We start from the raw sequence: 25,818 nt of genomic DNA, 5'->3' as shown, positions 1-25,818 counted from the left end.
TGGGTTAAGTGCAGTTGTACAATGATTATCTGTTCAAAAAAGCATTAAAAAAGCATTTAGGTTCGCTTTTGCCTGCGTTGACGATTCATTCAAACCAATTCACAATGAAAAAAATGATTTTCCCTCTTCTTTTGTCAGGGGCCGCGCTACTGGTTTCATTTCAGGATAAAACGGTGCCATTTTACATTGGCACGCAGGATAAGGGCGCTAATTCGTCAATCACACTTTGTGAACTCAATTTATCGACCGGGCAGATTACCGTCGTCGATACCTTCAATAATTCCGTCGGGCCGGGTTATGTGGCCGTTTCACCCGATAAAAAATTCCTCTACGCTGCGGGAGGGAATAACAAGATCGATGCATATACGATTGGCCGGGATAAAAAACTGACTTATCTGAACAGTCAATCCTCGGAAGGAGCCAATCCCTGCCACGTGGCGGTACATCCTTCGGGCAAAATGGTTTTGGCCGCGAATTATACCGGCGGCAGTTTCACCGCTTATCCTGCAGCAGCCGACGGTAAGCTGGGTGCGCCGATTTATAAAGAGCAATATTCAGGTTCCGGGCCCAATGAAAAGCGGCAGGAGAAGGCGCACGCCCATTTTGCCACAGCAAGTCCCGATGGAAAGTTTGTATACGTCACCGACCTGGGAAGTGATAAAGTGATGAACTACGTGGTGGATGCGAAAAACAGCAAGCTGGTACCTAATCCGGCGCAGCCGTTTTTTACAGGAAAGCCGGGTGCAGGGCCGAGGCATTTGATTATCCATTCGTCGGGAAAATCCCTTTTCCTCCTGAATGAACTGGAAGCCACAGTTACTTCCTGTTCAATTGATAAAAAGGGGATAATTACGGAAATTAAAACCTATCCGACCGTTCCTGCCGAATTCACGGGGACCAACACCAGCGCCGCCATTCACCTGCATCCGAACGGAAAATTCGTATACGTTTCCAACCGGGGACATAATTCCATCAGTGCGTTTGCAATCAAATCAAACGGAGAGTTGGAAATGGTCGATCAGCAAACGAAATCAATCGCTACGCCACGGGATTTTAATATTGATCCTTCGGGTAAACTAATGATTGTCGCGAATCAATCGGCTGATAATCTGGTCGTTTACCATGTCGATCCGGCAACCGGTAAGTTTACTTTCAAACATGAAAGCATCGCAGTAAAGCTGCCGATCTGTGTGGCTTTTCTGTAATACCTACAATTTCCTGGCCATTTTATTCTGGTAGTAATTTAAAAAGTCTTCCAGCTGCTCAACCGGCATTTTGCGGGCAATGATCTTTTTGTTTTTGTCCAGAATGTAAATCATAGGCGTAGTCACCACATCGAACTTACGGTTGAAATCGATCTGCTGCAATGGGTCCATGCCATTGGTCAGCTCTTCGAGGTGATAGGTCTTGATAAATGATTTCCACTCCTCCAAATTATGTTCGGTAGAGATCGCCATGACTTTGATTCCGTTTGCCTTATTCTTATCATAAAACTCTCTCAGCTTCGGTGAGGCTTCCTTGCAATGGCCACAGGAAGGAGCATAAAAGAACAGAACAGTATAATTTCCCTGGATTGCTTGTACGCTTACCTTCTTACCGGCTGGGTCTGTCAGGCTTAATGCGGGAAATGGTTTATTGACCAGCAGCGTTTTCAGCGTATTTACCTTTTCGGCTATACGTTTTTTAGAATCCTCAGAAACGCCCATGTCGCCGGACAAATAGTATTTCTCGGCTATATGCACCCAAACTGCCTCCGTTCCGACTGTTTTCGGGTTTTCATATTGGTTGGCGATGTAAAAGACCACCCATGACTTTGCGTCTTTATTAGCTGAGGCTTTTTTGATCATCCGGTCCGAATCCCGGATCAGCGAATCAGGCGTTTGTACGACCAGGTTTTTGAAATAGCGGTCAAGCCTTGGCTCCAAAAACGGGGTGTTGATGATTCGGGGATCCGAAAAATCGAATGCATCCCAATAGTGCGCCTTGTAATAATTGAAGACCCAGACCGAATCAGGCTTACCGTTCGCTAATTTTGGTACCGCTGGCACATCGGGATCCACTGACATTTTTAGCAGTTGCGACGTAAAAGCCCCGGCATTTTCGTCCAGCATTTGCTTGCGGTAGGCAGTAAAATTCTCCTGTATTTCCCTGATTTTCGCCTTGGCTTCGGGCGTTCCCGTTTTGCCGAGCTGTTCGATCTGTCTGGCGTTGTTTTTCAGTTCCTTCTGGTAATTGTAGAAAAGCTCATTCTCTTTCGACCCGGTTATTTTCATATTGCCGATCATGTCGAGCGTATCCGTTTCCATCGAAAAATTGGTCTCCTTGCCCGAATAGATGAATTCTATCAGGCGTTTGTTGCCAGGAAACAGGATCACATACAATCCGCCGGGCAGGTTCTGAGTACCTTGAAAAACGATTTTCCCATTGGCATCCGCTTTGGCGGTGTCTTTCGGTACAAACTGGTTGTGCGTCCGGTTATAGTGCCCGATTACAAATGATGAATCCCTTACTCCTTGTATCGTCGCTTCAAGCCGGTAACCCTGGGCGAGTAATTCCAGCGATAGCATGGAAGTCAAAAACAGAAGCAGAAAGGAAGTTCGGAAAGACGCTCTCATCGGATGGAAGTTTGCTTATCAAGGTTTATTTTAATTATTTCAAATCACGGCTGCTGCAAAATTAGTTTCAAAACGATAACATCTACCAGCTTCTTATTCAAATGTTTTTTTTTCTGTCAAAAGCAATAGACTTCATGGCAATGCCTCTGAGTATCATACTTGTACTCATGGCTTATGGGTTTTTCACCAAAAATAACAGCAGAAAAAGGCTGGCGGTCGGGTTGGCTTTCGTAGCACTTTACCTTTCGTCCAATACCTGTCTCGTCATCAAGGCACTCAACTGGTGGGAGCCGAAAGTTACACTTATGCAGCAAATGACGGGCACTTATGATGTGGGTGTGCTACTTTCAGGCGGGCTGATAGCCGGCAGTAAGCCCTATTCTGATCTGGTTTCTCTCGGGAACAACGGCGATCGGGTTTTGCAAACGTTCAGACTTTACAAGGCCGGGAAAATCAAAAAGATATTAATTACCGGCATGAGCCTGCCTTATCAGATGAGGCTGCGAAAAGGGGAGACGCGTGAGGCAGCGGGGCTGTTGGTGCAGTGGGGAGTACCTGCGTCGGATATTATGTTTGAGGAGAAAGCAAGGAATACACGCGAAAACGCGAAGTATTCTGCTGCTATCCTCAAACAAAAATTTCCATCCGGAAAGTATATCCTTATTACTTCAGCATTCCACATGCGCAGGGCGAAGGGGTGTTTTCAAAAGGCAGGGATCAGAGCCGATATCTTCCCCGCCGATTACCACGGAGGTTATAATAATATCAATTTCAACAACCTCGTAATTCCCGACGCGAATGCTTTTGCCGATTTCAGCGTGTTATGGCATGAACTGATCGGGTATGTCGTCTATAAATTTGCCGGTTACATTTAAAAAAGCCGGGCGGACTATACGCTCAATATTTTCACCATTCTGAGCAGATCCTCATTGATTGGCTTGGGAAGGCGGATGGTATCCTCAAAAGGCGTATAAACAAGGTCATTGTTAACAATACCCGCCATCACATTTTTCTGTCCCGCGATCAACCCTTCCACCGCGCCAAGGCCCAAACGGCTGGCCAGGATACGGTCATAAGCAGAAGGTTGCCCTCCCCGTTGCGTGTGGCCCAGCGTGGTTACTCGGATATCCGCATTTTCATCTACCTGAGCTTTGATTTTTTCTGCCACTTCCTGCGCACTTCCTTCCTCGTCACCTTCGGCAACTACAATAATGGAAGAAGATTTGGAGCGGCTCCATCCTTGTTTTAATGTTTCAACGACTTCTGAAATGGGCGTTAGTACTTCCGGTACCATCACCAGTTCAGCACCTCCGGCAATGCCCGACTGTACGGCGATATAGCCGGAGTCGCGTCCCATTACTTCGATGAAAAATATACGGTCGTGCGAGCTTGCGGTATCACGGATACGGTCAATCGCGTCGAGGGCTGTATTTACGGCAGTGTCAAATCCGATCGTGTAATCTGTTCCGTAGAGGTCATTATCAATAGTTCCCGGTGCGCCTACGGTCGGGATACCATATTCATTTCCAAAAATCATGGCACCGGTGAAGGTACCGTTCCCGCCAATTGCCACCAGGCCTTCAATACCATGTGCCTGTAAATTTTCGTACGCTTTCTTGCGTCCTTCGGGGGTCATAAATTCCTTGCTTCTTGCCGATTTGAGGATCGTGCCTCCCCGCTGAACTATATTGCTTACCGAGTGAGAGTCCATTTTATAAACATCACCGGCAATCATTCCGTTATATCCTTTTCTGATTCCAAAAACTTCAATCCCATGGTAGACAGCGCCGCGGACAACTGCCCTGATACAGGCGTTCATACCGGGTGCATCTCCTCCTGAGGTAAATACTCCAATTCTTTTCATTTAATTTCGGGTTACTTCTATCTTTTGAATGTGTCGCGTCTTTTAGACCATAAAAGGCACAATTTCCGCAAATTTATCCGGTATTTCCTTAAAATATATATCTGATTTCTTAATTCTGTCAAAATTTTGCTGGAACAAGAATCTGATTTTGCACCCTAAACATATATCAATACTTATATATTTGCGCCGGTTAATAAAAATTTAATATTCATTTTCAGGTTGTCATCTGAAACGTCACTGTTTGAAAAGTGATATTTTTGACGGCGCAGTGAAAAGCGCTTCACAATTCCAAAACCAAGCCCTGGCTTACTTACTATCGAAATGAAAAATCTGATTTCCTGGCAAAATAGCTGGCCGCATCTGGTAGCTGTAATTGGCTTCATCATTTTGTCGCTCATGTACGTTTCCCCGGTTTTGCAGGGAAAGAAAATGGTAGCCGGCGATGATATTCAGGCCAAGGCAGCTGCAAGAGAAGTACTCGATTATCACAAGCAAACGAAGGAATGGTCGTCCTGGACCAACGGAATGTTTGCAGGAATGCCCGCTTATCTGGTCGCTACCGACTATCCTACCAGCATTTCCACGAAGATCGGCCAGGGGATTAATAAAATTTTACCTGCTCCTGCCAATTATCTGCTGATCGGAATGGTGAGTGCATATGTGCTCTTTCTGGTGCTTGGGGCCGGCGGCTGGCTGGCAGCATTGGGGGGAGTTGCGTTCGCATTTTCAACATTCAATGTAATTAACCTGGAAGCCGGGCACATTTCGCAGGTGATTGCCATCATGTATGCCCCGGGGGTGATTGCAGGCGTAATAGTCGCTTTCAGAAAGCACTGGCTGGCCGGCGCCGCGCTTACGGCGCTGTTCCTTTCGCTTGAACTATATGCCAATCACGTGCAGATTACCTATTATCTGGGTATCGGGATTGTCATTTTAGTAATTATCGAGAGTGTTTCTTTGATTAAACAGGGCGCGGTTAAACAGCTCGTCCCTATTCTGGGCGGACTTGGTCTGGCGGCTGTTCTGGCTGTCGGGACGCATACTACCAGACTCTGGAATGCGTATGATTATACCAAAGAAACCATCCGCGGGAAGTCGGAACTGACCAGCAAGGATCCGGCAAAAGGTGCTGAAAAAGGGAATGGTCTTGACAAAACCTACGCATTTGCGTACAGCTACGGCTTCGGCGAGCTGCTTACATTGATCATTCCGAATGCCTATGGCGGGGCAGGGTACGGTCCGCTTTCCTCAAATTCTGAAACTTACAAAACACTCACAGGGAGAGGGGTTGACGCGGCGAATGCCCAAAGTATTATCCAGCAAATGCCGCTGTATTGGGGAGACCAGCCTATTATGGGCGGCCCGAACTATGTCGGAGCGATCGTCTTCTTTCTTTTCGTACTCGGTATTTTTATTGTTAAAAGCCCCCTCAAATCCTGGGTAGTCGGTGTGGTGCTGCTTTACATTGTCTGGGCTTTGGGGAAAAGCTTTGCAGCGGTCAATTATCTGTTTTTCGATTATTTTCCGATGTTCAACAAGTTCCGGGCGATGACGATGGCGGTGTCGCTTGCGCAGCTTCTAATGGTAATGCTGGGGATTCTCGCGCTGATCATTGTCGTTCAGAGAAAAATCAGCTGGAAGGAATTTCAAAAGCCATTCCTGATCTCTCTCGGAATCACCGGCGGCCTGATGCTGATCATGGCCGTGATGCCGACATTATTTTTCAGTTTTCAGGCAGCCGGCGACGCGATGACCGTAGAACAGTTTGCGCAAAACACACAGGATAAAGCATTTGCGCAGCAGATTGTCAATTCAATCGTGCAAGACAGGATCGGCCTGATGAAGAGCGATGCATTCAGAAGTTTGATATTTGTGCTGCTCACCGCCGGACTGATCTGGTTGTGGATGATTGAAAAGGTTAAACCGGTGATACTTTACAGTGTCCTTTTCTTATTGCTGATATTTGACCTTTTTGGTGTCGATAAAAGGTATCTCAATAGTGAAGATTTTGTTTCAAATTACGTGGCTCAGGGTAATACGGCACCTTCACCAGCTGATGAGCAGATATTGCGCGATCCCGATCCGAACTACAAAGTTTACGATCTTACAGCCCGGCAGGGTGCATTCAATAGTGCGGAAGCTTCGAATTTTCACAAATCACTTGGCGGCTATCACGGGGCCAAGCTGCGCCGGTACCAGGAACTTTTCGAACGGCAAATTGCTACAGAAAGGCCGAATATTAATATACTGAATATGCTGAATACCAAGTATTTTATCTCTGGTGACCAGCAAGGCAACAAAGTTGCGCAGACCAATCCCGAAGCGTTCGGGCATGCCTGGTTTGTGAACAGTTACAAGATCGTTCCCAACGCGGATGCCGAAATGGCTGCGCTTGACTCGCTGAAGCCGCGTACAGAGGCAGTACTTGATCAGAAATTTGCTGCAAAGCTGCAAGGTCTGAGCATTCAGCCGGATTCAGCCGCGAAGATTACTCTGATCAGTTACAAGCCCAATGAACTGATTTACGAAAGCAATTCAAAAGGTGAAGGGCTGGCCGTTTTTTCCGAAATATATTATAATGTACGGGACGAATGGAAAGTAACGATTGACGATAAACCTGCTGATCTGCTCAGGGCCAATTATGTGCTGCGAGCAGTAAGGGTACCAGCCGGAAAGCATACGATCAAATTCAGGTTTGAGCCGGTTTCGGTAGATGTCGGCCACAAAATAGATCTTGTGAGCTCTCTGTTGCTGATTGGGCTGGTTGTCGGCGCCGTGTTTGTGGCTGCAAAAGCCAGGAAAGCATGAGAAAGCTACTAGTATTATTTTCTCTATTGATCTTATTGGCAGGCTGCGACAAGCCGCAGGTAGAAACGGATCTTTTGCTGGTCGCTTACCCCAATCCGGCTACCAGTCAGATTGCTGTTTATATAAAAAACGATCAGCGCCAGGCTTGCACGATCCGCATATTCGACCCCAATGCAAAGCAGATCAGCGAGCTGAAAGTAGAAGCTGGTATTCCAACCGACGGCATTAGGTTCGATCTGGAAGGTCAGGACAGAGGTATTTATCAGGTTGTCGTGGAAATAGGAGGTACTACGCTGGTCGAAAAATTTTATAAGGTATGAATCGGGTCCCGGCAATTTTTTGTGTGCTTTTCCTTTTAATGAGCCGTGCGTCTTTCTCTCAGAAAAAGCCCGCGGAATGGTATGTGACTGCAAATGGTAATCTCTACATGCCGGTTGGTACCAGGTCAAAAGCTGTGTATCCGATATTGGGTTACGATAAAACGACTTCTCCCAAAATACTGCTCGGAGGAATTGGAATTGGTGCTGCTATGTTGAAACCATTGAGCAACGATCTCAGCTTCAAGGGGCAAACCAATTTTTCAAAACATACGTATTGGGACGAGCCGGTCATGATGAAAGATTATGTAGGCGCATCCCTCGGACAATTCCAGTCGGGTTCTTCAGATTATGGGCTTGGAATTGCCGGAATGATCCACTATTATCCGGTGGAAGCCTTTTCGATAGGAGCTGGAATAAGTGCGCAGATCAATGTTATTTCGTTTTCCAGAACACCCGGCATGTATATTGGCGCAGAAATTGATCCCGGTTTTGTAGTCAATCGCTATTATAAAACCGTATTGCCTATGGTTCCGGTCGAACTTTCTTATAAGCTTAAAAAGTTGCTGTTCAATGTGCGGTACGAAGCCGCATTGATGAACCGTATCAAAGGTGACCTGGCTGATTTCAGGTCAGATAAGTTCAGTCTTTTAACTTTTGAATTGGGATTTCAGATACACTAGCATTATCCTTAACTAGCATCTAACAATGACCGATAGAAAATATCCGATAGGACAGTTTACTTGGCAAGAGCGTTACACAGACGAAGAACTGGCCAATTTGATCAGCGTTATTGAATCCGCTCCTGCCGATTACCGCGAGCTCGTGGCAGACCTTGCAGAAAGCGACCTTGACAAAACATACCGGGAAGGAAGCTGGACGGTGCGGCAACTGGTCCACCACGTGGCGGATATTCATTTGCTCCACTTCTTTCGAATGAAAAAAGCACTCACCGAGCCCGATTATAAAGAGGTAACACTTATTAATATGGACGGTTGGGCAGAAACGGTGGAAGCCAAAGACATGCCGATCGATACTTCACTGGCCATTTTCGAGAAGATTGGCGAGAGGTACCTGTATCTTGCAAAGTCGCTTACGGCCGACCAGCTGGATATCGCTTATTTTCATCCCCTCAGAAAAATCTGGCTGAGTCAGCGCCATGCATTGGCTATGTCGGCCTGGCATGTAACCCACCATTTCGCACATATTGAGCTGGCTCTTGGTAAAATCGAATAGACAGAGTGTCACAGGCTACCGGCAAATACATCATATTAATCGGCATCGCAGTGGTGGCAGTCGGTATCATCGTCTATTTTCTGAGTGACAAACTGCATTGGCTGGGCCGGCTTCCGGGGGATATTCGGGTGGAAAGAGAAAACTTCAAGTTTTACTTTCCAATAACTACGATGCTGCTCCTGAGCGGCCTGCTGAACCTGATTATCTGGATCGTAAGGCGGTTTCTGGGGTAGAAATTCGTGTTTGAGTTCTTGTATGCTTCACATTACCTTTCAGAATATGCAATGAGATCAAAGTTTTTGATACTATTCCTGCTTTTAGCCCAGCTGACTTTCGGGCAAAACAAGCTTTCCATCGTATTTATTGGAAACAGTATTACCCAGGGGAAAGGAGGCGCTAACGGTTTTCCGCCACCAACGCACGCGGTTAATTATCTCAAAGAGCAAAAGGGAGTTGATGATGTAGCATTTGTCAATGTCGGAAAAAGCGGCTCTACGACGGTGGACTGGCTTCCAGGAAGCGGGAAATACTTCATACTTGCTACAAAGGCTGCCGACAGCCTGTTTGCAAAAAAAGACCATCAGCTTATCTTTTCAATGAAGCTCGGCACGAATGATAGTGCGATCGAAGGTCCAAACGGCGCGCCCGTTGCGAAGGAGGATTACAGGAAAAATATGCAAACTATCATCTCGGAATTGCTGGGGAAATACCCCGGATGCAAAGTAGTAGTGCAGCATCCGATTTGGTACAGTACCAATACCTACAACCGTTCAAAATATCTCGAAGAGGGGCTGGAAAGACTAAAAACCTACATCCCCGAGCTTGATGCGATGGTGAAAGATTACGACAATACAAATCCGGGCCTTGTCTTTAAAGGTGATACCAAAGCATTTAAATACTTTAAAAAAAATCATTTAAAGCTATTTAAGCCGGAAAATGGACAGCAAGGCGTCTTCTATCTGCATCCCAACGAGGAAGGAGTCGCAGTTTTAGGGCGATATTGGGGAAAGGCGATTGCGAAAGCCGTATTGTAACGTGATGCTATTTGCGAACCGGCTTTAATCCAAGCATTGGCCGGGTTCCTATGGAAGCGGTTGATTTCGGAAGTGTTAAAAGGCTTTTAACAGGGTCGAGATCAATATATGGTTGGAACCCAGTTATATATCGCTCTATAATGAATGTTTCTTCCCGCTCGAAATTCACAGCTGAGGCGCCGATAAAGGCAGACATGTCGTACAACTTTTTATGCCAGATCGCCGCGTCGATGTTACCGTCGAACTGATAATGATTCTCAAAGCCGTGGTCAAATTTGAAGTGAATGGGCTTCCCGGCATTTGCGATCAGGCTTTCCGGGTTACCCGTTAATGTGATTGGGATGTAAGTTTTCTTGTCGTGTATAAATCCGCCGTAATGATTCTTGATATGTTCCCTCATGCTGCGGGGGGCGTCGCCCACCAGCAATGCGTCGACCAGCAAAATGAGTTTCGCTGCATAAAATTGTTCGAGGTTTTCGATCAGAGGAAGCGTTGAAATGCGTATCATCGGGAAATAGTTGCTAAACCGCAAAGTTAACCAAACAAAAGCGCCAGGTTTGCGGCATGATAATTTTCCTCACTGTCAAATCAATCTTTTTATAAATAAATGACCGTAAAAACTTACAGATTCATCGGCCTCCTGGGCGACGGACGAGAAAATTTCAGCGATAAAGAGTTAGATAAGGAACAACCAACCGAGCCGGTCGTGATCGATGCATTCGGTTTTTCCGACGTGTACAGGTATTCGGGATATGTGTTCCTGAATGAAGAATGGTATAAGAAATACGATAAAAATGCGCATGCTAGCACCAGTATAATCGACGGCCTGCTGGTTAATCTGGTAAAATACGCAGTGAAGGAATCGAATTCCGAAAACCTCGGGAAAGTAAAAGCATATCTGCAATCACCCCCGGAAACAGTGGAAGAAGCCATTGAAACCTGGAAGAGCTTTTATGATCCCGGATTAAAAAGATATTGATTTTTGTTCTCCCCGGACTGAAGTCCGGGGCAATTGATTTTGGCCTTCCGGCCCTTGTTGGTGTTTCCGCCATTGTTGGTGTTGTCACCAACAAGGGCCAGCATCGGTTAGTGTTTCCACCCTTGTTGGTGTTGTCACCAACAACATTTGCGCAATTGCCATTGCCTTCCAGCCGCAGTTGGTGTTGTCACCAACAACGCTTGCGTATCTGCTCTTCGTGGGTATTCTCTATTATGAATCCCGACGGTGCCCCCTAAATCAGTCATTTCCCCTTCCGCGATTGGGAAACAGGTATTTGGTAACTGCCAGAAAAAAAGCGGCCACGTTGATGGTTGTTGTTGTGATCAGGGCTATCGTCACCTCGTTGGAAAGCGTAAATTCCAGATTAAATTCAGATCGAGTGACCTGAAAAGGAGGCATCAGGGAAGTGGTGTGAATATTGATCGTCCTGAATCCTACCATTAATATAATCAGGAATATTCCGCCCAGCCACAGCGCGACCATCCAGAAAATTAGTTCGGCATATTTTTTCCGTTCCTTGGTATCCTGCCGGTAGCTTTCCAGCTCAGCCCGGTTTTTTTCCTCCGCATAGCCCGCTGTATTTTTTGGATCGCGGGATACGAAAGCCTGCGTGTCAGCAGTAATCTGGTCCGGGATGTCAGACTGGCTGTTAATGACGTCGGCTACATGCTGGACAATATTTGTAGATGGCATCGTGGTGCGGGCTTTCTTTACTGGCGACAACTCTGATTTTCCGGCGCCGGATTAAGCTTCCTGAGTTGAGATATTAAAAGATTCTTTGAAATATTGTTTTGTCAGGTCCGGGCTGATCGTTGTGTTCAGTGCACGTTTTACCGCTTCGTCCCATGGAGAACCCGGCAAATGTGTCCAGTTGGCGAGCTTAATGCCGTCTACACTTTTCGTGATGTTCCACACGTCGAGCAGGATTGATTGCGTATTGGCGTCCAGGTTCAGGTCGCCTGACGGTTGGGGGGCGGTGATCGGCTTGTCGGCCCAGCCTTTAAATGTATTGTAAACAGACGGTATAACAGGTCCGTATCGCCACGCCTGAATGTCGTCAGACAGCAATGGCTTTTCAGTAAGTGCCAGATGCATTCCGTTGGCGAGGTAAAGCACCTTTTGCAGTTTCATATTGGTAAGCGGCACGTCGTCGACAATGCCCAGATTCACGAAATAACAAGCTACTTTAATTGCGTCGTGCATGTCCGGAATTCTTAGTTTGTGAGAAGGAAATGAAAATAAAAGGCTTCAAAATGTCCTAAATATAACGAAATATTCCCAAAAAATAGTTTCGTTATCGGTTGATAGCTAGTCGACTCCTGATTTTAAACCAGGATACCAGGCTTCCGGAATTTGTTTCAAAAAATAAAAATGGCGCGATTAAATAATAAGGTCTGGACTACCTGAAACATTGAGAAATGGATCGCTTTATCTATTGAGTTTGAAATTAATTTTGATTTTGTTTCAATAGTCTGAAAGTGTGATGAAAACCAGAAATCCAACCAATAAAATCGATCCTGCCACCCATGCCACCGTGCGCCATCTTGAAAACTTTATGGCCGAAAGCATGTTGGACAAAATGCATTATAAGCTTATCAAAATACGCGCGTCGCAAATAAATGGCTGCGCTTATTGTATTCATATGCACGCCAAAGCAGCGCGAAAAATGGGGATGAGTGAAGAGAAAATATATCTTTTGAGTGTGTGGAGAGAAACTCAGCTTTACACAGCAGAAGAAATGGCAATACTCGAGTTGACCGAAGAAGTAACACAAATAGCCGAGCACGGCGTAAGTGACAGGGTTTATGATCATGCAATGAGTTTGCTCGGTGAGCCTTATACCCGTTTGGTGATACTGGCCATTGTGACGATCAACGCCTGGAACCGTATCGTGATCACGGACCGGTTACTGCCTGAATAGCCTCAATGATTTCCCGGGGCAAAGCGCCGGGAGACATCTTTTTTATGGTAAGTAAAATTTAGGTCGTATCATTATGTGGAGATTAAGTCAGTTTCATTTCACTATAAAGCCGCATGCAGGAAGACATTCTTTTGCAGATCAGCAACAAATTAAAGGAGGCAAGAAAGAACAAAGGAGTCACCCTTCAGGAAATCGCCGACGAGGCGGGCGTTACCAAAAGCCTGGTTTCCCAAATCGAAAATAGCCGCACCATTCCTTCGCTGCCAGTAATGCTTGGGCTGATCAAAGCTTTGGACATCGATCTGAATGTTTTTTTTAATGATATTATTTCAAAAACACCCGGCGAGAATGTGCTGATACGCAGGAAGGAAGATTACCAGCCCTTCACGAAGGAAAATGCAAAAGGATATTACTACCACCGGATTTTCAGCAAGCAATTCAAAGATAATCACATCGATGTGGTGCTCCTCAGGCTCGAAAAAGATGCGAAGAGGCCAATGGTAAAGACCAATGCATTCGAATTCAAATATGTCCTGCAGGGTTCAGTGGAATATACAGTCGGGAAAAACAAATATGTACTCCGACAGGGCGATTCCATGTTTTTCGATGCCAACGAGTTGCATAACCCCAAATGCATCGATGGCGACGAAGTGCTGCTGCTGGTTATCTACTTCTTTCACGAATCAGTGTAGCCAGACTTGACACAAGCAAAATTTTAGTCCTTAAAGTTAAATATAAATTAACATTTTCTTAATTTGTATTTAAACGGATTTTCTTAGTTTTGTAAGGACAGTCAGTTGTAAATGTTTAATGCTCACGAATAAACGATTATTGATCAGACTAATCTCTGTGGGCTAGTTTGGATCTATGTATTGGATTTTACCTTCCCGATTGTCCGGATAGTTAAGTAATACTTTACTATTTGATTGTTCGAATCAGTTTTTTCACCAATTATTCCAGAAGTGACGATGATAGAGCTAGTTGTTTTCGATATGGCCGGTACGACGGTCAGGGACAGAAATTATGTCGGTATTGCTTTTCAAACTGCGATGCAATCGCGGGGTTACGACGTGGCCATTGAAAAGATCAATCCTTTAATGGGTTATGAAAAGCCGCTGGCAATCAAAATGATGCTGGAAGCGCATGAGCCGGTTCAATCGAAGATCACACCTGAGCTGATAAGCGGTATTCATAAAAGGTTTGTGGATGAAATGATCGGTTTTTACAGTACCACCAGTGAAATCGCTCCGCTTCCAAATGTGGAAGATGCTTTTGCGGCGCTGCGTGCAGCGGGGATAAAAATTGCATTAAACACCGGTTTTTCAAGAGATATAGCCAATGTGATCGTCGGCAGACTGGGCTGGGAAGATAAGATCGATACCCTGGTAGCCAGTGATGAAGTACCCCACGGGCGGCCTTATCCGGACATGATCAATAAAATAATCGCAGAATTGCAAATCAGTTCGCCGGATTGCGTTGCAAAAGTAGGTGATACAGAAGTGGATATTAATGAAGGCATCAATGCCGGTTGTAAATACGTGATCGGCGTCACTACCGGTGCATTCACGCGGGAAGCATTACTTCCTTATAAGGCAACCCATATTATCGACGATATTGCCGATGTTGTCAAAATCGTTTCTCCAAGTCACAGTTTAGTGTAGCCAGTTGTAAATCAGTTAGTTTATTCAAATGAGCAAATCTGCAATTGTAATCGGGGCTGGCATTGTTGGGCTTGCTACCGCGCGTGCACTGGCTGTCAGAGGTTATCGGGTAACTATAATTGAGAGATCTTCGAAAGCTGTCGGCGCTTCCATCCGAAACTTTGGAATGGTATGGCCGATAGGTCAGCCCGAGGGAGAGCTTTACGAAAGAGCGCTGCATGCCAAAAGCATTTGGAAAGAGGTCCTTGCTGGCGCAAAATGCTGGTCGCAGGAGGCGGGAAGCCTGCATATGGCTTATTCCAACGACGAAAAAGAAGTGATTCAGCAATTTGTTGAAGTGAGTTCGTACAGGCCGGTAAGCTTTCTGAACGCAGCGGACACGCTGGAAAAATCGCCTGCTGTCAATGGGACCGGCTTGCTGGGTTCTCTTTATTCAGAAGACGAAATGATCGTCGACCCACGGGAAGCGATCGCAGCGATACCTGGTTATCTGGAAGAAACGCTCGGTGTTACCTTTATCTGGAATACGGCTATTTCGGAAATCAATTTTCCAAATGCTGTCTCGGGAGCAAAAAGCTGGTCGGCCGATGAGATTTTTGTTTGCAGCGGACAGGATTTTGAAACGCTTTATCCCGAGCATTTCAGCGCTGCCCCGCTCACCAAATGCAAGCTGCAAATGCTGCGACTGGAAGCCCAGCCAGAGAACTGGCGGATCGGGCCGGCATTGTGCGGCGGTTTGTCGCTCATACATTACCACGGTTTCAAAGCAGCTGCGTCGCTGCCGGGATTGAAAGCCCGGTACGAAAGCGAATATGCCGAGCAATTGAAATGGGGAATCCATGTCATGGCCTCACAAAATGGGTTAGGGGAGATCACGGTTGGCGATTCCCACGAGTACGCACTTACTTTTGATCCTTTTGACCGGGAATTTATCAATACCATGATCCTGGATTACCTGGCTACTTTTGCCAGGTTCAAATCGCCGAAAATTTTTCAGACCTGGCACGGGATATATCCCAAGCTGACGAACGGAAAAACCGAAATCGTGATCAAGCCTGAAAATGGTGTTACTATCATCAACGGCCTCGGCGGCAACGGAATGACACTTTCTTTCGGTCTTTGCGACGAAGTGATTGGAGGGACTTATTCGCCTCTTGATTAATATATCCGCTTACTACTATTCCTAAACCCTTTTGATATGAAAAATCCGTTCCGGGTTTTGCTCCCTGTTTTTGCCTGTTCTCTCGCATTGGTTTCTTTTGAAAGTGCCAGCGAATTACCAGCAGGCATCGAGCACGTAATTGTGATCGGCGTCGATGGGTTAAGTCCCGATGGTATTAAAAAAGCGGAAACGCCCTTCATCGATAAAATGATCGCCGGGGGAAGTGTGAAATGGAATGTGCGTACTGTTCTGACCACCGCGAGCAGCCAGAACTGGGCGTCGATGATCATGGGTGCCGGGCCCGAGCAGCACGGAATTATCGATAATGATTGGGAAATGGACGATCACACACTGCCTCCGATCGTCAATGAGGCCGACGGTCGTTTTCCGACGATTTTCAGTGTGTTGCATAAAGCCCGCCCCGAAGCCGAAATTGGTACCGTTTATCACTGGGGCGGATTTGGAAGACTATTTCAAAAGAATGCGGTCAGCTACGACAAACATTTCTCTACCGAAGATTCTACCACCGCGGACTTTATCAAATATATTAAAACAAAAAAGCCAACACTGGGTTTCGTTCACCTCGACCACGTAGACCATGCGGGCCACCACGGCGGGCACGGTTCAGCGGAATATTATCAGTCCGTTGTCAAAGCGGATTCGCTGGTGGGGAAAATTCTTGCGAGTATTGAAGAAGCTGGGATCATGGACAAAACGCTCGTGATTCTCTGGGCCGATCACGGCGGAATGGGATACGGGCATGGGGGTGCTACGCCACAGGAAGCCGAGATAACCGGTGTTTTTTATGGCAAAGGTGTAAAAAAGGGTTACGAGGTTGCGCAGCAGGTCTACACTTATGACCTGGCTTCTACAATCGCTTTCGCCCTGGGTGTCGGGCAGCCTTATGCCTGGATCGGCAGGCCGGTGAAACCCGCTTTTGAAGGTTTGAAAGAACCAGAAAATCTGTGGCTGGGTGAAAAAGCGGTTCAAATGCCGGTTATTTATCCCGACAGAAATCTGTACGCGCAGGCAGGTGGGCTCTATATTGACAAAAAACCTTTGGTAAAAATTGAGACAAAGGCTAAAAATGGTGTGACGCGCTACACCACAGATGGCAGCGAGCCGAACCAGTCTTCGCCGGTTTTCGAAAAAGAATTTGTATTGGACAGGACCACGGTTGTCAAGGCGAGGAGCTTTGATGAGAAAGGTAACCCCAGTCAGCGTACAACTGCTTATTTCAGGGTTGTTGATTCAAAAACCGGGAATGGATTGACCGCTACTTTTTATCCCGGAAAAGATTTGAAAAAGCTGCCCGATTTTACCAAATTACAAAAGGGCAGGAGCTGGGTTACCGTCGAATTCAATATGGACAAAGGGCAGGTAAGTAAGCTGTTTACAGCAGGTAACGAAAGCTTTGCAATGCGGTTTGAAGGTTTTATCCAGATTGATAAGCCAGGAAAATACACTTTCTCAACACAGTCCGACGACGGCAGCAAGCTTTTTATCGACAATAAAGAAGTAGTTGACAACGACGGAAATCATGCCGTTCAGGAGAAGTCTGGCTCTGTGGAATTGAAAGCCGGCAAACATCCTATTCGCATCGATTACTATAATAATGGCGGTGGTTTCTGGCTGGACGCGTTTTATAAAGGCCCCGGGCTGACAAAGCAGCTGATACCCGCTGACAAGCTTTTTATTAAATAAGCGAATCAAAATTACATCCGGACAGCTAGCAATATGGCAGACGCGCACAACCGAACAGAGGGAGACATTAACCTATCGTCCGCGCGACGAGATTGGTATGCTTTGATCAGCGATCCGGAAACGATCTCCTATCTCCGCGAGGACGAGGCGCACTTTCTGCACCAATCCTTATCTACTCCCTGTTTGGACGTTCTTGCGTCCTGTGAGGGTATTTACCTGACTGATATTCAGGGCAAAACCTACATGGATTTCCATGGGAATAATGTGCATCAGCTGGGTTACCGCAATCCATATATTGTTGAGAAGCTCAAAGAGCAGCTGGATATTCTGCCTTTTTCTCCAAGAAGATATACCAATATCCCCGCCATTGAGCTGGCTAAAAAGTTAGGTGATTTAATGCCCTCAGACCTTAACCGCGTACTTTTTGCTCCCGGTGGTACTTCCGCGATCAGTATGGCGCTGAAACTGGCGCGGGTTGTAACCGGAAAACACAAGGTCGTGTCACTCTGGGATTCTTTTCACGGCGCTTCGCTGGATGCTATTTCGGCAGGAGGTGAGCTCGATTTCAGGAAAGATATGGGGCCGATGATGCCGGGAGTTGAACGCATCCCGCCGCCGATGACCTACCGCGGGCCTTTTGCGGCAGCGGGCACCGGCGACTTGGCATATGCGGACTATCTTGAATATGTAATTGAAAAAGAAGGGGATATAGGCGCATTCCTGATCGAAACAATACGGAATACCGATGTGCAGATTCCGTCTCAGGCCTACTGGCAGAAAGTGCGGGAAATTTGTACAAAACACAATGTTTTACTGATCCTCGACGAAATCCCGATCGCATTCGGACGTACCGGAAAAATGTTCGCATTTGAGCACTACGGTATCGAGCCGGACATCATCTGCCTTGGAAAGGGGCTGGGAGGCGGGATAATGCCTATGGCTGCAATTGTTGCGAGAGATTCCTATAATGTGGCGCAACATGTCTCACTAGGTCATTTTACCCACGAGAAAAGCCCGCTCGGCTCCGTGTTGGCGCTTGCCATGTTTGAATATATCGGGCAAAATAATATACTCGAAAAGGTAGGAGAGGACGAGCAATTTATGCGTGAAGAACTGGCGAGGCTGCAAAGGGAATTCACGCTTATCGGTGATGTGCGTGGGATCGGCTTGTTATGGGGAATTGAACTGGTAACGAGCCGGGAAACCAGGGAGAAGGCAGTGAAACAGGCAGAGACAGTGATGTACGAGTGCCTGAAAAACGGGCTGAGTTTTAAAGTTTCGCAAGGGAATGTGATCCAGCTGTCGCCCCCGCTTATTATCACCCGCCCCCAATTGACGGAAGCGCTGAAAATACTCCGAAATGCATTGAAAACCGCGTCGGGCTCAGTCTGACAAAAACTACGGAATATGCGACTGAAAGAGACGCTTGCTCGCTCAAATGCCTTATTCATTTTGTGGGCCATTATTGCTTCGTTCGGTGCTTATTTCTGCATGTATGCATTCAGAAAGCCATTCAGTGCCGGACTCTACGAGGGGCTGGCTATGGGGGATGTGAGCTACAAGGCGGTTCTGATTATCGCGCAGGTTGCCGGTTATACACTCTCCAAATTCATGGGTATCAGGATCATTTCGGAACTGAAACCCGGCACCCGGATCGCTTTTGTGATCAGCCTGATAGTAGTGGCCGAAGTTGCATTGCTTGGGTTCGGACTGGTGCCACATCCTTACAATTTCATTTTCCTGTTTTTAAATGGTTTGCCCCTCGGAATGGTGTGGGGAGTGATTTTTAGTTTTATGGAGGGGCGCAGGTTTACAGAGATGCTCTCAATCGGTCTGAACATCAGCGTGATTGTTGCCTCTGGCATTCTTAAAACTACTTATATTGAAATCCATACTTCGTTTTCCGGCGTTTCGGAATTCTGGATGCCGGCATTGATGGGTGCGCTGTTTTTGCCATTGTTCCTGCTGTTTGTCTGGATGCTGACTTTTATCCCGGCCCCTAATGCCGAAGATATCCGGTTAAGGGCGGAACGCCCGCCGATGACCCGGGACGATAAGCGGGAGGTAATGAAGCAATTCGGTTTTCCTGTGTTTTGTCTGGTAATATTTTACGGCTCTACGGTCGTTATGCGCGATTTTCGCGACAATTTTATGATCGAAATCTGGAATGAGATCGACACCAACTGGGTAAGCAGCGTATTAACACAAACCGAAATGATCACCGGTTTCATCGTACTGGTAATCATCGCTTCGCTTGCATTTGTGAGAGATAACAGGCTGGGTTTTCGGATCACTAACCTGATCCTGCTGTCGGGGCTATTACTGATTGGTGGTACTACACTTCTCTTCACACGGGAATTGATCAGCGGATTTTACTGGATGCTTTTCTTAGGAATGGGTTTGTTGTTAAACTACACTTTGCTGCAAACCGTGCTTTTCGACAGAATGATCGCACTTTACAGGATCCGTGCCAATGCAGGATATTTCGTATATATCTGTGAAAGTATCGGGTATCTGGGCAGCGTGGTGCTGCTGCTTTATAAGGAGTTTTTTCTGAAAGACCTGAGCTGGTCCAATGTTCTGATCCAGTTTTCGTACCTGCAATTCGGGGCTGGTGTGCTTTTGCTTATACTTAGTAATGTATATTTTTCCCGCCAAAGGAGCCAATCGCCTGAAAACCGTTCGCCGCTGGCAGTGGTTTAAAAGTGCATAAAAAATATGAGGCACCGAAAAAAATCGGCGCCTCTTCTCTTATTTCCATGACCACAGATAATGTTATGCGGCAACCCAGTTTAACTTTTTGTAAACTTCCCGCTCACTTTCACTTACCGCGTACGGAACCTTGTTTTTCAAATAAATGACGCATCCATGTCCCTTTTTTATAGGAGCTATTTTAACTACGTCGTCTCTGTGGATAATAATGTTAATGAGCTTTTGCCCAAGCAATTGGAATGTACCTGACTGTACCATATTTCTTTGTAACGAAAAATTAAAACTTACGCAATACCACTCAGAGTACCCCCGGACTTCGTATACAGCAAAAAGTAATCTTTCGAGATAAGGAAATATCCAAGATCTGTCCTGTTACTTGACTGCAGAAAATCTGCAACCTCTTTTTGAGCGTCCGTTTCAGTTCTGGCGCCTGTAACTGTCAGCACTGCGCCTGGTTTTAGGGTATTGATTGCGTTGTTACCTAATGTAGCTACCATATTGATTTAAGATTGGAGTATCTGAATGATGAAATGTTTTGATTCGGTTTATTAAAAAGATGTGCCAGATTCCCCGGCATTGAAACGTATAGAATTCGAGAGTTAAGCCTGATTCCTTCGGGACAAGCAAAACTTTATTAGTAAAACATTGAATTTGAAAAGGTTACAAAACGAAAATATTTTTTATACTTTTCTCTGAAAAAGTGAGATAATGCTGGCTTGTTGTGTAAAAATGTGGTCGCCGGAAGAAGCGTTTGTTCCGTCCCCGGAGTGAAATCCGGGGAATTGATTTTGACGCCTTTGTTGGTGTTGGCGCCTTTGTTGGTGTTGTCACCAACAACCGTGCGGTAACACCTCCCCCCATTGTTGGTGTTGTCACCAACAACCATGCAACAATACCCTTTCGCCCCAAGGCACGGATTTTGAATGGGTTGTCTCTTATAATCAGCCGAGCGATAATTATGAGAGCTATTTGGTCCGGAGCCATTGGATTTGGCCTTGTTAACATTCCCGTCAAACTTTTCAGCGCCACACAGGGCAGCGAGCTCGACCTGGACATGCTGGATAAAAAAGACCACGCCAATATCAAATTTCACCGCGTAAATGCCAATACAGGTAAGGAAGTGCAGTGGGAGAATATTGTCAAAGGTTACAAAGTAGAAGACGATTATGTGATTTTGGATGAGAAGGATTTTGAAAAGGCAAGCCCCGAGAAAAGCAAGATCATCGAGATTGCCGAGTTTGTCAACGAAAAGGATATCGACAGCATTTACTATGAAACCCCCTACTACCTGCAACCAGAGAAATCCGGTGCAAAACCATACGCCCTGCTTCGGGATGCATTGAAAAAAACCGGAAAAGCCGGACTGGGCACTTATGTGCTCCGCAACCGGGAAAGTCTGGTGCTGATTAAACCCGCCGGCGATCTGCTGATTTTAAACAAAATTCGGTTTGCCGAGGAAATCCGCGACGCCGAAGACCTGAACATTCCGGACATCAAGGTCAAGCCGGCGGAAATGAATATGGCGGTGCAGCTCATCGAGCAGCTGACCACAGATTTTGACATTTCGAGATATAAGGATACTTACAATGAAAATCTGCTGAAACTGATCATGGCGAAGGCGAAAGGCAAAAAACCAGCCTCGCCGAAAATGAAGATCGTGCATTCGAAAAGCAAGGATTTGATGGCGCAGCTGAAAGAAAGTCTGAGCGCGCCGAAACGAAAAGCATCGTGATATGAAGAAGAAAGCGGAACTCACCAACCTCGATAAAATATACTGGCCCGACGAGCAGATCACCAAGGGCGACCTGCTGGAATATTACAGCAATATCGCGCCTTATATTTTGCCCTATCTCAAAAACCGCCCGCTCTCGCTGCGGCGACAGCCAAACGGGATCAAGGAGCCTGGATTTTTCCAGAAAGACATAGGCGATTCTGCTCCGGACTGGGTAAAAACCGTGGAGATACATGCGGAATCCACAGACAAAATGGTCAATTATCTGTTGTGTAATGATCTCCAAAGTCTGTTGTATGTAGCCAACCTTGGTTGCATCGAAATGAACCCCTGGAATTCGACAGTCAATAAGCTGGAATATCCCGATTATATCGTGATGGATATTGACCCTTCTCCTAAAAACACTTTTGAGGACGTCATCGAAGTAGCGCTGGCGATCAGGGAAATACTGGATCAGATCGGCTGTGAGGGCTTTTGCAAAACCAGCGGCTCGCGGGGATTACATGTTTACATTCCCTTTAACAAAAAATACAATTACGACGAAGCCCGCGATTTTGCAGAGATTATGGCCAGTATGGTCACCGAAATACTGCCCGGCCTAACTACGCTGGAAAGGTCCTTATCCAAAAGAAAGAAGAACCACATTTACGTCGATTACCTGCAAAACCGGATCGCACAAACGCTTGCCAGCGCATACAGCGTAAGGCCCAAACCCGGCGCGACGGTTTCCACGCCGCTGGAATGGAAGGAAGTGAAGAGCGGACTTCGCCCGGGAGATTTTACAATCAGGAATATTTTGAAGCGGGTCGAGGAGAAGGGTGATTTGTTCAAAGGTGTATTAGGCAAAGGCATTGATATCCGTAAAGCCCTTCAAAAGCTGGAATCTATGCACGAAACGCATTAATCACCTGCACAATGCCAGGTTTTATTAGGAGTTGAGTTGAAGTAATATTTATTTTAATGCTTCATCTTAACCTCAATTCCATGCTCACGCTCCAATCTGTCAGGCAGTTTTCCGGCGCACTCCTGCTATTATCCGGTTCACTGTTTTTTACTTCCTGCAAATCAGAACAAAAAGAAGAAACGCAGGCTGAATCCAAAACCCGTCCTGTGGTTATCGGGTATGTAGGCGGATTTCATGGTTTGCTCGACACTGAAAATATCCAGGCCAATAAGCTGACCCATATCAATTATGCGTTCGTCGATGTTCAAAAAGGAAAAGCGTTTCTGACGAATGAAAAAACGGATTCTACCAACTTCCGCAAACTAAATCTGCTCAAAGAAAAAAATCCGGACCTGAAAATCCTGATCTCGATCGGCGGCTGGGCGTGGAGTGAAAACTTTTCAGATGCCGTACTGACGGATGCCGCACGCAAAACATTCGCTGCAAGCTCGGTGGATATTATCCGCAAATACAAGCTCGACGGCGTGGATATCGACTGGGAATATCCTGCAATTCCGGGAGAAGAAGGCAACGTTTACCGCCCGGAGGATAAGCAGAATTATACTTTGATGTTTGAAGCGATTCGCAAGGAACTGGACATTCTCGAAAAAGAATCCGGCGAAGAAAAATTGCTCACCACTGCGACCGCAGGCTTTGTTTCATTTTTGAACACCACCGAAATGGGCAAGGCAGCCGAATATCTGGACTTTGTAAATTTAATGACCTACGACCTGTTCCAGGGCGACACGGTTGTGCACCATGCAAGCTTATACCAGAGCGACAAGTATAACGCGGCCCACTCGGTGGATAAAGCTGTGAAAGCCTTTCATGCAGCCGGCGTCCCGATGAATAAGTTAGTGGTTGGGTTACCGTTTTACAGCCGGATGTTCACCGTTGCGAAACTGGAAAATGGTTTTGGGCAAAAACAGACTAATCAGGAATATTACAAGGGTTATACCTATTTGAAAGATAGTCTGGTGAATCAGAAAGGATTCAAGGCAATGCGCGACGATGTGGCAAAGGTACCTTATCTCGTCAATGAGAAGACCGGCCAGATACTGAGCTATGAAGATGAACAATCGATCCGGGACAAATGTCAATATGTGCTTGACAACAAGCTAGGCGGCGTGATGTTCTGGGAATACGATTCCGATCCGAAAAACTATCTGCTGAATGAGATTGATAAAGTGTTGAAATAACCCTTCGGCTTCGCTGGAAAGACAATCAAAATAGCCGCAATTCTTTGATTTCGTGGTACCCCCCGGTTAATTCACCAGTCCTGAATAGGTTCACATATTCGTGAGCCTTTCGGGTTGGTTCGGGCAGGCGGTGCTTTCTCAGACACTTCAAGGTGATATTCATACTATCCTCAAAGCTCATATTGTGGCCCGGCGATATGAATACCGGCTTCACCTTATCTTTACTCCTGAGGGCAAAGCCGATTTTCTCACCCCTGTATATTACCGGCGTATTAGCTCCCCGGTTTTCATCCGGATCCTGGTACATGCCTGCCAGCTTCTTTTTGGCGCAGCCGAGCGTAATGCTACCGGTCAAAACCCCAAAGTGAGATGCGATGCCCATCTTTCTTGAGTGCAGAATACCGTTCCCATCGAACATAATCACATCCGGTTTTTGCGGGATTTGTTCATAAGCCTGCAAGAGTGCCGGAATCTCACGGAACGCCAGGTAACCCGGCACATACGGAAAGCTTGTAGCACTTTTGACGAGCGAAAATGCGATCGGCTGCAAATCGGGATAACTCAGTACGACCATTCCCGCGTAGACGGTTTCACTGTAAAGCGATAAAGAAATATCCGCGCCCGCAATCGTTCTGATCTGCTTTTCCATCGGGTTGAGATTCAGAAACCCCCGCAGTTCTTTCTGGATCGCGGTAGCGTCAGCAATGGTGAGCTGGTCATAATTAGACTCCGGCGTCTGAACGACTCGATTTAAAGAACCTGGCATGATATTCATTGTTTACCCGATAAATATCTTTTCATTAAAAAATCAGACCATCCTCATGGAACAAAGTACGGTTAAGCGCAAGTGGGCAAATTGGAAATTCATCGTCTTTATCATCATTCTGATCGCAGTCTTTGTTAAATTCTTTGTACTGGATGAGCACGATGAAAATGCGCCGGTCACCGTAGCGCTGGATCTGGGCGAAGTAGCATTCAGAAATGAGCAGGAAGTGGAAGCAATACTTGGCCCTGGTAAGCTTGACAGTTATTTCAGTGATGCAAAAGCTGGCTGTGAAAAGTGCCCTAAGAAAATTTACAGGGAAGGCAAGATCGAGATCATTTTCATCAATGAAATCGCCGACCGGATTGTGTTGAGAGGTCTGTCAGACTATGATTTCGAAAACCGCGTGATCCTGGGGCTCCTGAATCTGAAAGAAAATATTGAACCGAAGCTGGATGAAGATGAGATCAAGCGATGGGATAACTACGAAAAATATACGCAGATAGCTGCTTTTTCCGCGAAGGGAAATCTGGACTACATCCTGATCAAATGCAAAAGAGAATAATTGCATTATTTTTATTTACAGTTACAATATTTAAACAGCCGATAAATTCGAATATTACAACTATCAGAAGCCCGTACTTTACAACAATGACTTCATCATCAGTTTAGACCATTTAAAACACCGTTAGCTCATTCATCGAATATATATATAATTATATTCTTCAACTGTCTTATGTTTGCATTATCAAATAAGACAAACACAAGAATTGAAAATAACTGAGCTATGAAAAATTTAATCGCAACTTTCGCACTGGCATTAACACTTGGCAGTGCCGCGGCATTCGCCGGTATGAATGAAGATGTAAAGGCAGACGCTAAAAATACTTTACCCGCATCTACTGCTGCACTTGAAACGCCGGCTCCGCAAAGCGGAAAGACAACCAACGAATACAATAAATACAGCCCTGAGCAGAAAGCTGCGATCGTGGAGCTTAAACTGGCGAAATAGGTTGAAATAAGTTTAAGGTGAAATTGAGACTTAAAAAGGAGAGACACTGGTTTCTCCTTTTTTTATGCAAAATATGCGCATACCGCCGAACCTGTGCGGTTGTAAGCATGTTACAGTTTGGCTACACCACAAAGT

At 46.1% G+C, this 25,818-nt stretch carries 28 protein-coding genes; 21 read left to right on the top strand and 7 right to left on the bottom strand.

Annotation, left to right across the window (positions count from 1 at the left end; translation table 11 throughout):
• Positions 1-104: 104 nt before the first annotated feature.
• Positions 105-1,205, top strand: coding sequence for a lactonase family protein (locus tag FXO21_RS06510; RefSeq protein WP_149639340.1), 1,101 nt, complete (start codon positions 105-107; stop codon positions 1,203-1,205).
• Positions 1,206-1,208: 3 nt separating this feature from the next.
• On the opposite strand, the gene FXO21_RS06505 is transcribed toward FXO21_RS06510, so the two are convergent.
• Positions 1,209-2,615 (bottom strand): TlpA family protein disulfide reductase, encoded by a 1,407-nt coding sequence (locus FXO21_RS06505; RefSeq protein WP_149639339.1) that lies wholly within the window; start codon positions 2,613-2,615, stop codon positions 1,209-1,211.
• A 134-nt stretch (positions 2,616-2,749) separates the two neighbouring features.
• Between FXO21_RS06505 and FXO21_RS06500 the strand changes: the two genes are divergently transcribed.
• Positions 2,750-3,490, top strand: a complete 741-nt coding sequence (locus tag FXO21_RS06500) for a YdcF family protein (protein WP_225865595.1) — start codon at positions 2,750-2,752, stop codon at positions 3,488-3,490.
• A 14-nt stretch (positions 3,491-3,504) separates the two neighbouring features.
• Here FXO21_RS06500 and pfkA read toward each other — a convergent pair whose 3' ends face one another.
• Complete coding sequence (pfkA, locus tag FXO21_RS06495) at positions 3,505-4,479, bottom strand: 6-phosphofructokinase (RefSeq protein WP_149639337.1); 975 nt, start codon at positions 4,477-4,479, stop codon at positions 3,505-3,507.
• A gap of 321 nt (positions 4,480-4,800) precedes the next feature.
• Here pfkA and FXO21_RS06490 point away from each other — a divergent pair, with 321 nt between their 5' ends.
• The 6 genes from FXO21_RS06490 to FXO21_RS06465 are packed head-to-tail and all read left to right on the top strand — an operon-like array spanning position 4,801 to position 9,874.
• Complete coding sequence (locus FXO21_RS06490; RefSeq protein ID WP_149639336.1) at positions 4,801-7,287, top strand: hypothetical protein; 2,487 nt, start codon at positions 4,801-4,803, stop codon at positions 7,285-7,287.
• Positions 7,284-7,607 carry a T9SS type A sorting domain-containing protein gene (locus FXO21_RS06485; protein ID WP_149639335.1) on the top strand — a complete coding sequence of 108 codons (324 nt, stop codon included), beginning with the start codon at positions 7,284-7,286 and terminating at the stop codon, positions 7,605-7,607. Before FXO21_RS06490 ends, FXO21_RS06485 begins: the two co-directional genes overlap by 4 nt.
• Positions 7,604-8,287, top strand: coding sequence for a hypothetical protein (locus tag FXO21_RS06480; protein WP_149639334.1), 684 nt, complete (start codon positions 7,604-7,606; stop codon positions 8,285-8,287). Before FXO21_RS06485 ends, FXO21_RS06480 begins: the two co-directional genes overlap by 4 nt.
• 25 nt (positions 8,288-8,312) lie before the next feature.
• Positions 8,313-8,840: a YfiT family bacillithiol transferase gene (locus tag FXO21_RS06475; RefSeq protein ID WP_149639333.1), complete on the top strand. Its 528-nt coding sequence runs from the start codon at positions 8,313-8,315 to the stop codon at positions 8,838-8,840.
• A 5-nt stretch (positions 8,841-8,845) separates the two neighbouring features.
• Complete coding sequence (locus FXO21_RS06470; protein ID WP_149639332.1) at positions 8,846-9,073, top strand: DUF2905 domain-containing protein; 228 nt, start codon at positions 8,846-8,848, stop codon at positions 9,071-9,073.
• Positions 9,074-9,124: 51 nt separating this feature from the next.
• Positions 9,125-9,874, top strand: coding sequence for a GDSL-type esterase/lipase family protein (locus FXO21_RS06465; protein WP_149639331.1), 750 nt, complete (start codon positions 9,125-9,127; stop codon positions 9,872-9,874).
• Between the two features lie 7 nt (positions 9,875-9,881).
• Here FXO21_RS06465 and FXO21_RS06460 read toward each other — a convergent pair whose 3' ends face one another.
• Complete coding sequence (locus FXO21_RS06460) at positions 9,882-10,382, bottom strand: hypothetical protein (RefSeq protein ID WP_149639330.1); 501 nt, start codon at positions 10,380-10,382, stop codon at positions 9,882-9,884.
• A gap of 99 nt (positions 10,383-10,481) precedes the next feature.
• Between FXO21_RS06460 and FXO21_RS06455 the strand changes: the two genes are divergently transcribed.
• A complete protein-coding gene (locus tag FXO21_RS06455) occupies positions 10,482-10,853 on the top strand; it encodes a hypothetical protein (protein ID WP_149639329.1) in 372 nt (123 codons plus the stop codon).
• A gap of 258 nt (positions 10,854-11,111) precedes the next feature.
• Here the strand turns inward: FXO21_RS06455 and FXO21_RS06450 are convergent, their stop codons facing one another.
• Positions 11,112-11,567 (bottom strand): hypothetical protein, encoded by a 456-nt coding sequence (locus FXO21_RS06450; protein WP_149639328.1) that lies wholly within the window; start codon positions 11,565-11,567, stop codon positions 11,112-11,114.
• Positions 11,568-11,618: 51 nt separating this feature from the next.
• Complete coding sequence (locus FXO21_RS06445) at positions 11,619-12,077, bottom strand: Panacea domain-containing protein (RefSeq protein ID WP_149639327.1); 459 nt, start codon at positions 12,075-12,077, stop codon at positions 11,619-11,621.
• A gap of 280 nt (positions 12,078-12,357) precedes the next feature.
• Between FXO21_RS06445 and FXO21_RS06440 the strand changes: the two genes are divergently transcribed.
• The 7 genes from FXO21_RS06440 (at position 12,358) to FXO21_RS06410 (ending at position 20,025) form a co-directional block, all read left to right on the top strand.
• A complete protein-coding gene (locus tag FXO21_RS06440) occupies positions 12,358-12,795 on the top strand; it encodes a carboxymuconolactone decarboxylase family protein (RefSeq protein ID WP_149639326.1) in 438 nt (145 codons plus the stop codon).
• Between the two features lie 113 nt (positions 12,796-12,908).
• Entirely contained in the window at positions 12,909-13,487 is a 579-nt protein-coding gene (locus tag FXO21_RS06435) for a helix-turn-helix domain-containing protein (RefSeq protein WP_149639325.1), read from the top strand.
• A gap of 276 nt (positions 13,488-13,763) precedes the next feature.
• Complete coding sequence (locus FXO21_RS06430; RefSeq protein WP_149639324.1) at positions 13,764-14,456, top strand: HAD-IA family hydrolase; 693 nt, start codon at positions 13,764-13,766, stop codon at positions 14,454-14,456.
• Positions 14,457-14,484: 28 nt separating this feature from the next.
• The gene (locus FXO21_RS06425; protein ID WP_149639323.1) at positions 14,485-15,618 is read left to right on the top strand and encodes a TIGR03364 family FAD-dependent oxidoreductase; all 1,134 of its coding nucleotides are present in this window, start codon (positions 14,485-14,487) and stop codon (positions 15,616-15,618) included.
• A gap of 36 nt (positions 15,619-15,654) precedes the next feature.
• A complete protein-coding gene (locus tag FXO21_RS06420; protein WP_149639322.1) occupies positions 15,655-17,322 on the top strand; it encodes an alkaline phosphatase family protein in 1,668 nt (555 codons plus the stop codon).
• 33 nt (positions 17,323-17,355) lie between these two features.
• Positions 17,356-18,714, top strand: a complete 1,359-nt coding sequence (locus FXO21_RS06415) for an aspartate aminotransferase family protein (RefSeq protein ID WP_149639321.1) — start codon at positions 17,356-17,358, stop codon at positions 18,712-18,714.
• Positions 18,715-18,729: 15 nt separating this feature from the next.
• Positions 18,730-20,025 (top strand): DUF5690 family protein, encoded by a 1,296-nt coding sequence (locus FXO21_RS06410; protein WP_149639320.1) that lies wholly within the window; start codon positions 18,730-18,732, stop codon positions 20,023-20,025.
• A 293-nt stretch (positions 20,026-20,318) separates the two neighbouring features.
• On the opposite strand, the gene FXO21_RS06400 is transcribed toward FXO21_RS06410, so the two are convergent.
• The gene (locus tag FXO21_RS06400; RefSeq protein WP_149639318.1) at positions 20,319-20,531 is read right to left on the bottom strand and encodes a hypothetical protein; all 213 of its coding nucleotides are present in this window, start codon (positions 20,529-20,531) and stop codon (positions 20,319-20,321) included.
• 461 nt (positions 20,532-20,992) lie between these two features.
• Here FXO21_RS06400 and ku point away from each other — a divergent pair, with 461 nt between their 5' ends.
• From ku to FXO21_RS06385, 3 genes are read left to right on the top strand one after another with little or no spacing between them, the layout of a single operon-like run.
• Entirely contained in the window at positions 20,993-21,766 is a 774-nt protein-coding gene (gene ku / locus FXO21_RS06395; RefSeq protein WP_149639317.1) for a non-homologous end joining protein Ku, read from the top strand.
• A gap of 1 nt (position 21,767) precedes the next feature.
• Positions 21,768-22,670 carry a non-homologous end-joining DNA ligase gene (ligD, locus tag FXO21_RS06390; RefSeq protein WP_149639316.1) on the top strand — a complete coding sequence of 301 codons (903 nt, stop codon included), beginning with the start codon at positions 21,768-21,770 and terminating at the stop codon, positions 22,668-22,670.
• Positions 22,671-22,726: 56 nt separating this feature from the next.
• Entirely contained in the window at positions 22,727-23,908 is a 1,182-nt protein-coding gene (locus tag FXO21_RS06385) for a glycoside hydrolase family 18 protein (RefSeq protein ID WP_225865594.1), read from the top strand.
• A 25-nt stretch (positions 23,909-23,933) separates the two neighbouring features.
• Here FXO21_RS06385 and nfi read toward each other — a convergent pair whose 3' ends face one another.
• Positions 23,934-24,674 carry a deoxyribonuclease V gene (gene nfi / locus FXO21_RS06380; protein ID WP_149639315.1) on the bottom strand — a complete coding sequence of 247 codons (741 nt, stop codon included), beginning with the start codon at positions 24,672-24,674 and terminating at the stop codon, positions 23,934-23,936.
• Positions 24,675-24,729: 55 nt separating this feature from the next.
• Between nfi and FXO21_RS06375 the strand changes: the two genes are divergently transcribed.
• Positions 24,730-25,236 carry a hypothetical protein gene (locus FXO21_RS06375; protein WP_225865593.1) on the top strand — a complete coding sequence of 169 codons (507 nt, stop codon included), beginning with the start codon at positions 24,730-24,732 and terminating at the stop codon, positions 25,234-25,236.
• A gap of 222 nt (positions 25,237-25,458) precedes the next feature.
• On the top strand, positions 25,459-25,683 hold the full coding sequence (locus tag FXO21_RS06370; protein WP_149639313.1) for a hypothetical protein: 225 nt from the start codon (positions 25,459-25,461) through the stop codon (positions 25,681-25,683).
• Positions 25,684-25,818 lie beyond the last annotated feature (135 nt).

The organism is Dyadobacter sp. UC 10 (genome assembly GCF_008369915.1).
In the GTDB taxonomy this organism is placed as follows: Bacteria; Bacteroidota; Bacteroidia; order Cytophagales; family Spirosomataceae; genus Dyadobacter.
Note: the sequence above shows the minus strand (reverse complement) of the source record. Positions and strands in the feature narration are given on the sequence as shown.

What these genes read in the sequence shown, in the direction of transcription:
- FXO21_RS06445 (WP_149639327.1), bottom strand. Translation starts at nt 12,077, where the DNA reads ATGCACGACGCAATTAAAGTAGCTTGTTATTTCGTGAATCTGGGCATT.
- FXO21_RS06385 (WP_225865594.1), top strand. Translation starts at nt 22,727, where the DNA reads ATGCTTCATCTTAACCTCAATTCCATGCTCACGCTCCAATCTGTCAGG.
- ku (WP_149639317.1), top strand. Translation starts at nt 20,993, where the DNA reads ATGAGAGCTATTTGGTCCGGAGCCATTGGATTTGGCCTTGTTAACATT.
- ligD (WP_149639316.1), top strand. Translation starts at nt 21,768, where the DNA reads ATGAAGAAGAAAGCGGAACTCACCAACCTCGATAAAATATACTGGCCC.
- FXO21_RS06505 (WP_149639339.1), bottom strand. Translation starts at nt 2,615, where the DNA reads ATGAGAGCGTCTTTCCGAACTTCCTTTCTGCTTCTGTTTTTGACTTCC.
- FXO21_RS06455 (WP_149639329.1), top strand. Translation starts at nt 10,482, where the DNA reads ATGACCGTAAAAACTTACAGATTCATCGGCCTCCTGGGCGACGGACGA.
- FXO21_RS06420 (WP_149639322.1), top strand. Translation starts at nt 15,655, where the DNA reads ATGAAAAATCCGTTCCGGGTTTTGCTCCCTGTTTTTGCCTGTTCTCTC.
- FXO21_RS06425 (WP_149639323.1), top strand. Translation starts at nt 14,485, where the DNA reads ATGAGCAAATCTGCAATTGTAATCGGGGCTGGCATTGTTGGGCTTGCT.
- FXO21_RS06440 (WP_149639326.1), top strand. Translation starts at nt 12,358, where the DNA reads ATGAAAACCAGAAATCCAACCAATAAAATCGATCCTGCCACCCATGCC.
- FXO21_RS06430 (WP_149639324.1), top strand. Translation starts at nt 13,764, where the DNA reads ATGATAGAGCTAGTTGTTTTCGATATGGCCGGTACGACGGTCAGGGAC.
- FXO21_RS06460 (WP_149639330.1), bottom strand. Translation starts at nt 10,382, where the DNA reads ATGATACGCATTTCAACGCTTCCTCTGATCGAAAACCTCGAACAATTT.
- FXO21_RS06450 (WP_149639328.1), bottom strand. Translation starts at nt 11,567, where the DNA reads ATGCCATCTACAAATATTGTCCAGCATGTAGCCGACGTCATTAACAGC.
- FXO21_RS06375 (WP_225865593.1), top strand. Translation starts at nt 24,730, where the DNA reads ATGGAACAAAGTACGGTTAAGCGCAAGTGGGCAAATTGGAAATTCATC.
- FXO21_RS06500 (WP_225865595.1), top strand. Translation starts at nt 2,750, where the DNA reads ATGGCAATGCCTCTGAGTATCATACTTGTACTCATGGCTTATGGGTTT.
- nfi (WP_149639315.1), bottom strand. Translation starts at nt 24,674, where the DNA reads ATGCCAGGTTCTTTAAATCGAGTCGTTCAGACGCCGGAGTCTAATTAT.
- FXO21_RS06475 (WP_149639333.1), top strand. Translation starts at nt 8,313, where the DNA reads ATGACCGATAGAAAATATCCGATAGGACAGTTTACTTGGCAAGAGCGT.
- FXO21_RS06410 (WP_149639320.1), top strand. Translation starts at nt 18,730, where the DNA reads ATGCGACTGAAAGAGACGCTTGCTCGCTCAAATGCCTTATTCATTTTG.
- pfkA (WP_149639337.1), bottom strand. Translation starts at nt 4,479, where the DNA reads ATGAAAAGAATTGGAGTATTTACCTCAGGAGGAGATGCACCCGGTATG.
- FXO21_RS06465 (WP_149639331.1), top strand. Translation starts at nt 9,125, where the DNA reads ATGAGATCAAAGTTTTTGATACTATTCCTGCTTTTAGCCCAGCTGACT.
- FXO21_RS06480 (WP_149639334.1), top strand. Translation starts at nt 7,604, where the DNA reads ATGAATCGGGTCCCGGCAATTTTTTGTGTGCTTTTCCTTTTAATGAGC.
- FXO21_RS06485 (WP_149639335.1), top strand. Translation starts at nt 7,284, where the DNA reads ATGAGAAAGCTACTAGTATTATTTTCTCTATTGATCTTATTGGCAGGC.
- FXO21_RS06415 (WP_149639321.1), top strand. Translation starts at nt 17,356, where the DNA reads ATGGCAGACGCGCACAACCGAACAGAGGGAGACATTAACCTATCGTCC.
- FXO21_RS06490 (WP_149639336.1), top strand. Translation starts at nt 4,801, where the DNA reads ATGAAAAATCTGATTTCCTGGCAAAATAGCTGGCCGCATCTGGTAGCT.
- FXO21_RS06370 (WP_149639313.1), top strand. Translation starts at nt 25,459, where the DNA reads ATGAAAAATTTAATCGCAACTTTCGCACTGGCATTAACACTTGGCAGT.
- FXO21_RS06400 (WP_149639318.1), bottom strand. Translation starts at nt 20,531, where the DNA reads ATGGTAGCTACATTAGGTAACAACGCAATCAATACCCTAAAACCAGGC.
- FXO21_RS06510 (WP_149639340.1), top strand. Translation starts at nt 105, where the DNA reads ATGAAAAAAATGATTTTCCCTCTTCTTTTGTCAGGGGCCGCGCTACTG.
- FXO21_RS06435 (WP_149639325.1), top strand. Translation starts at nt 12,909, where the DNA reads ATGCAGGAAGACATTCTTTTGCAGATCAGCAACAAATTAAAGGAGGCA.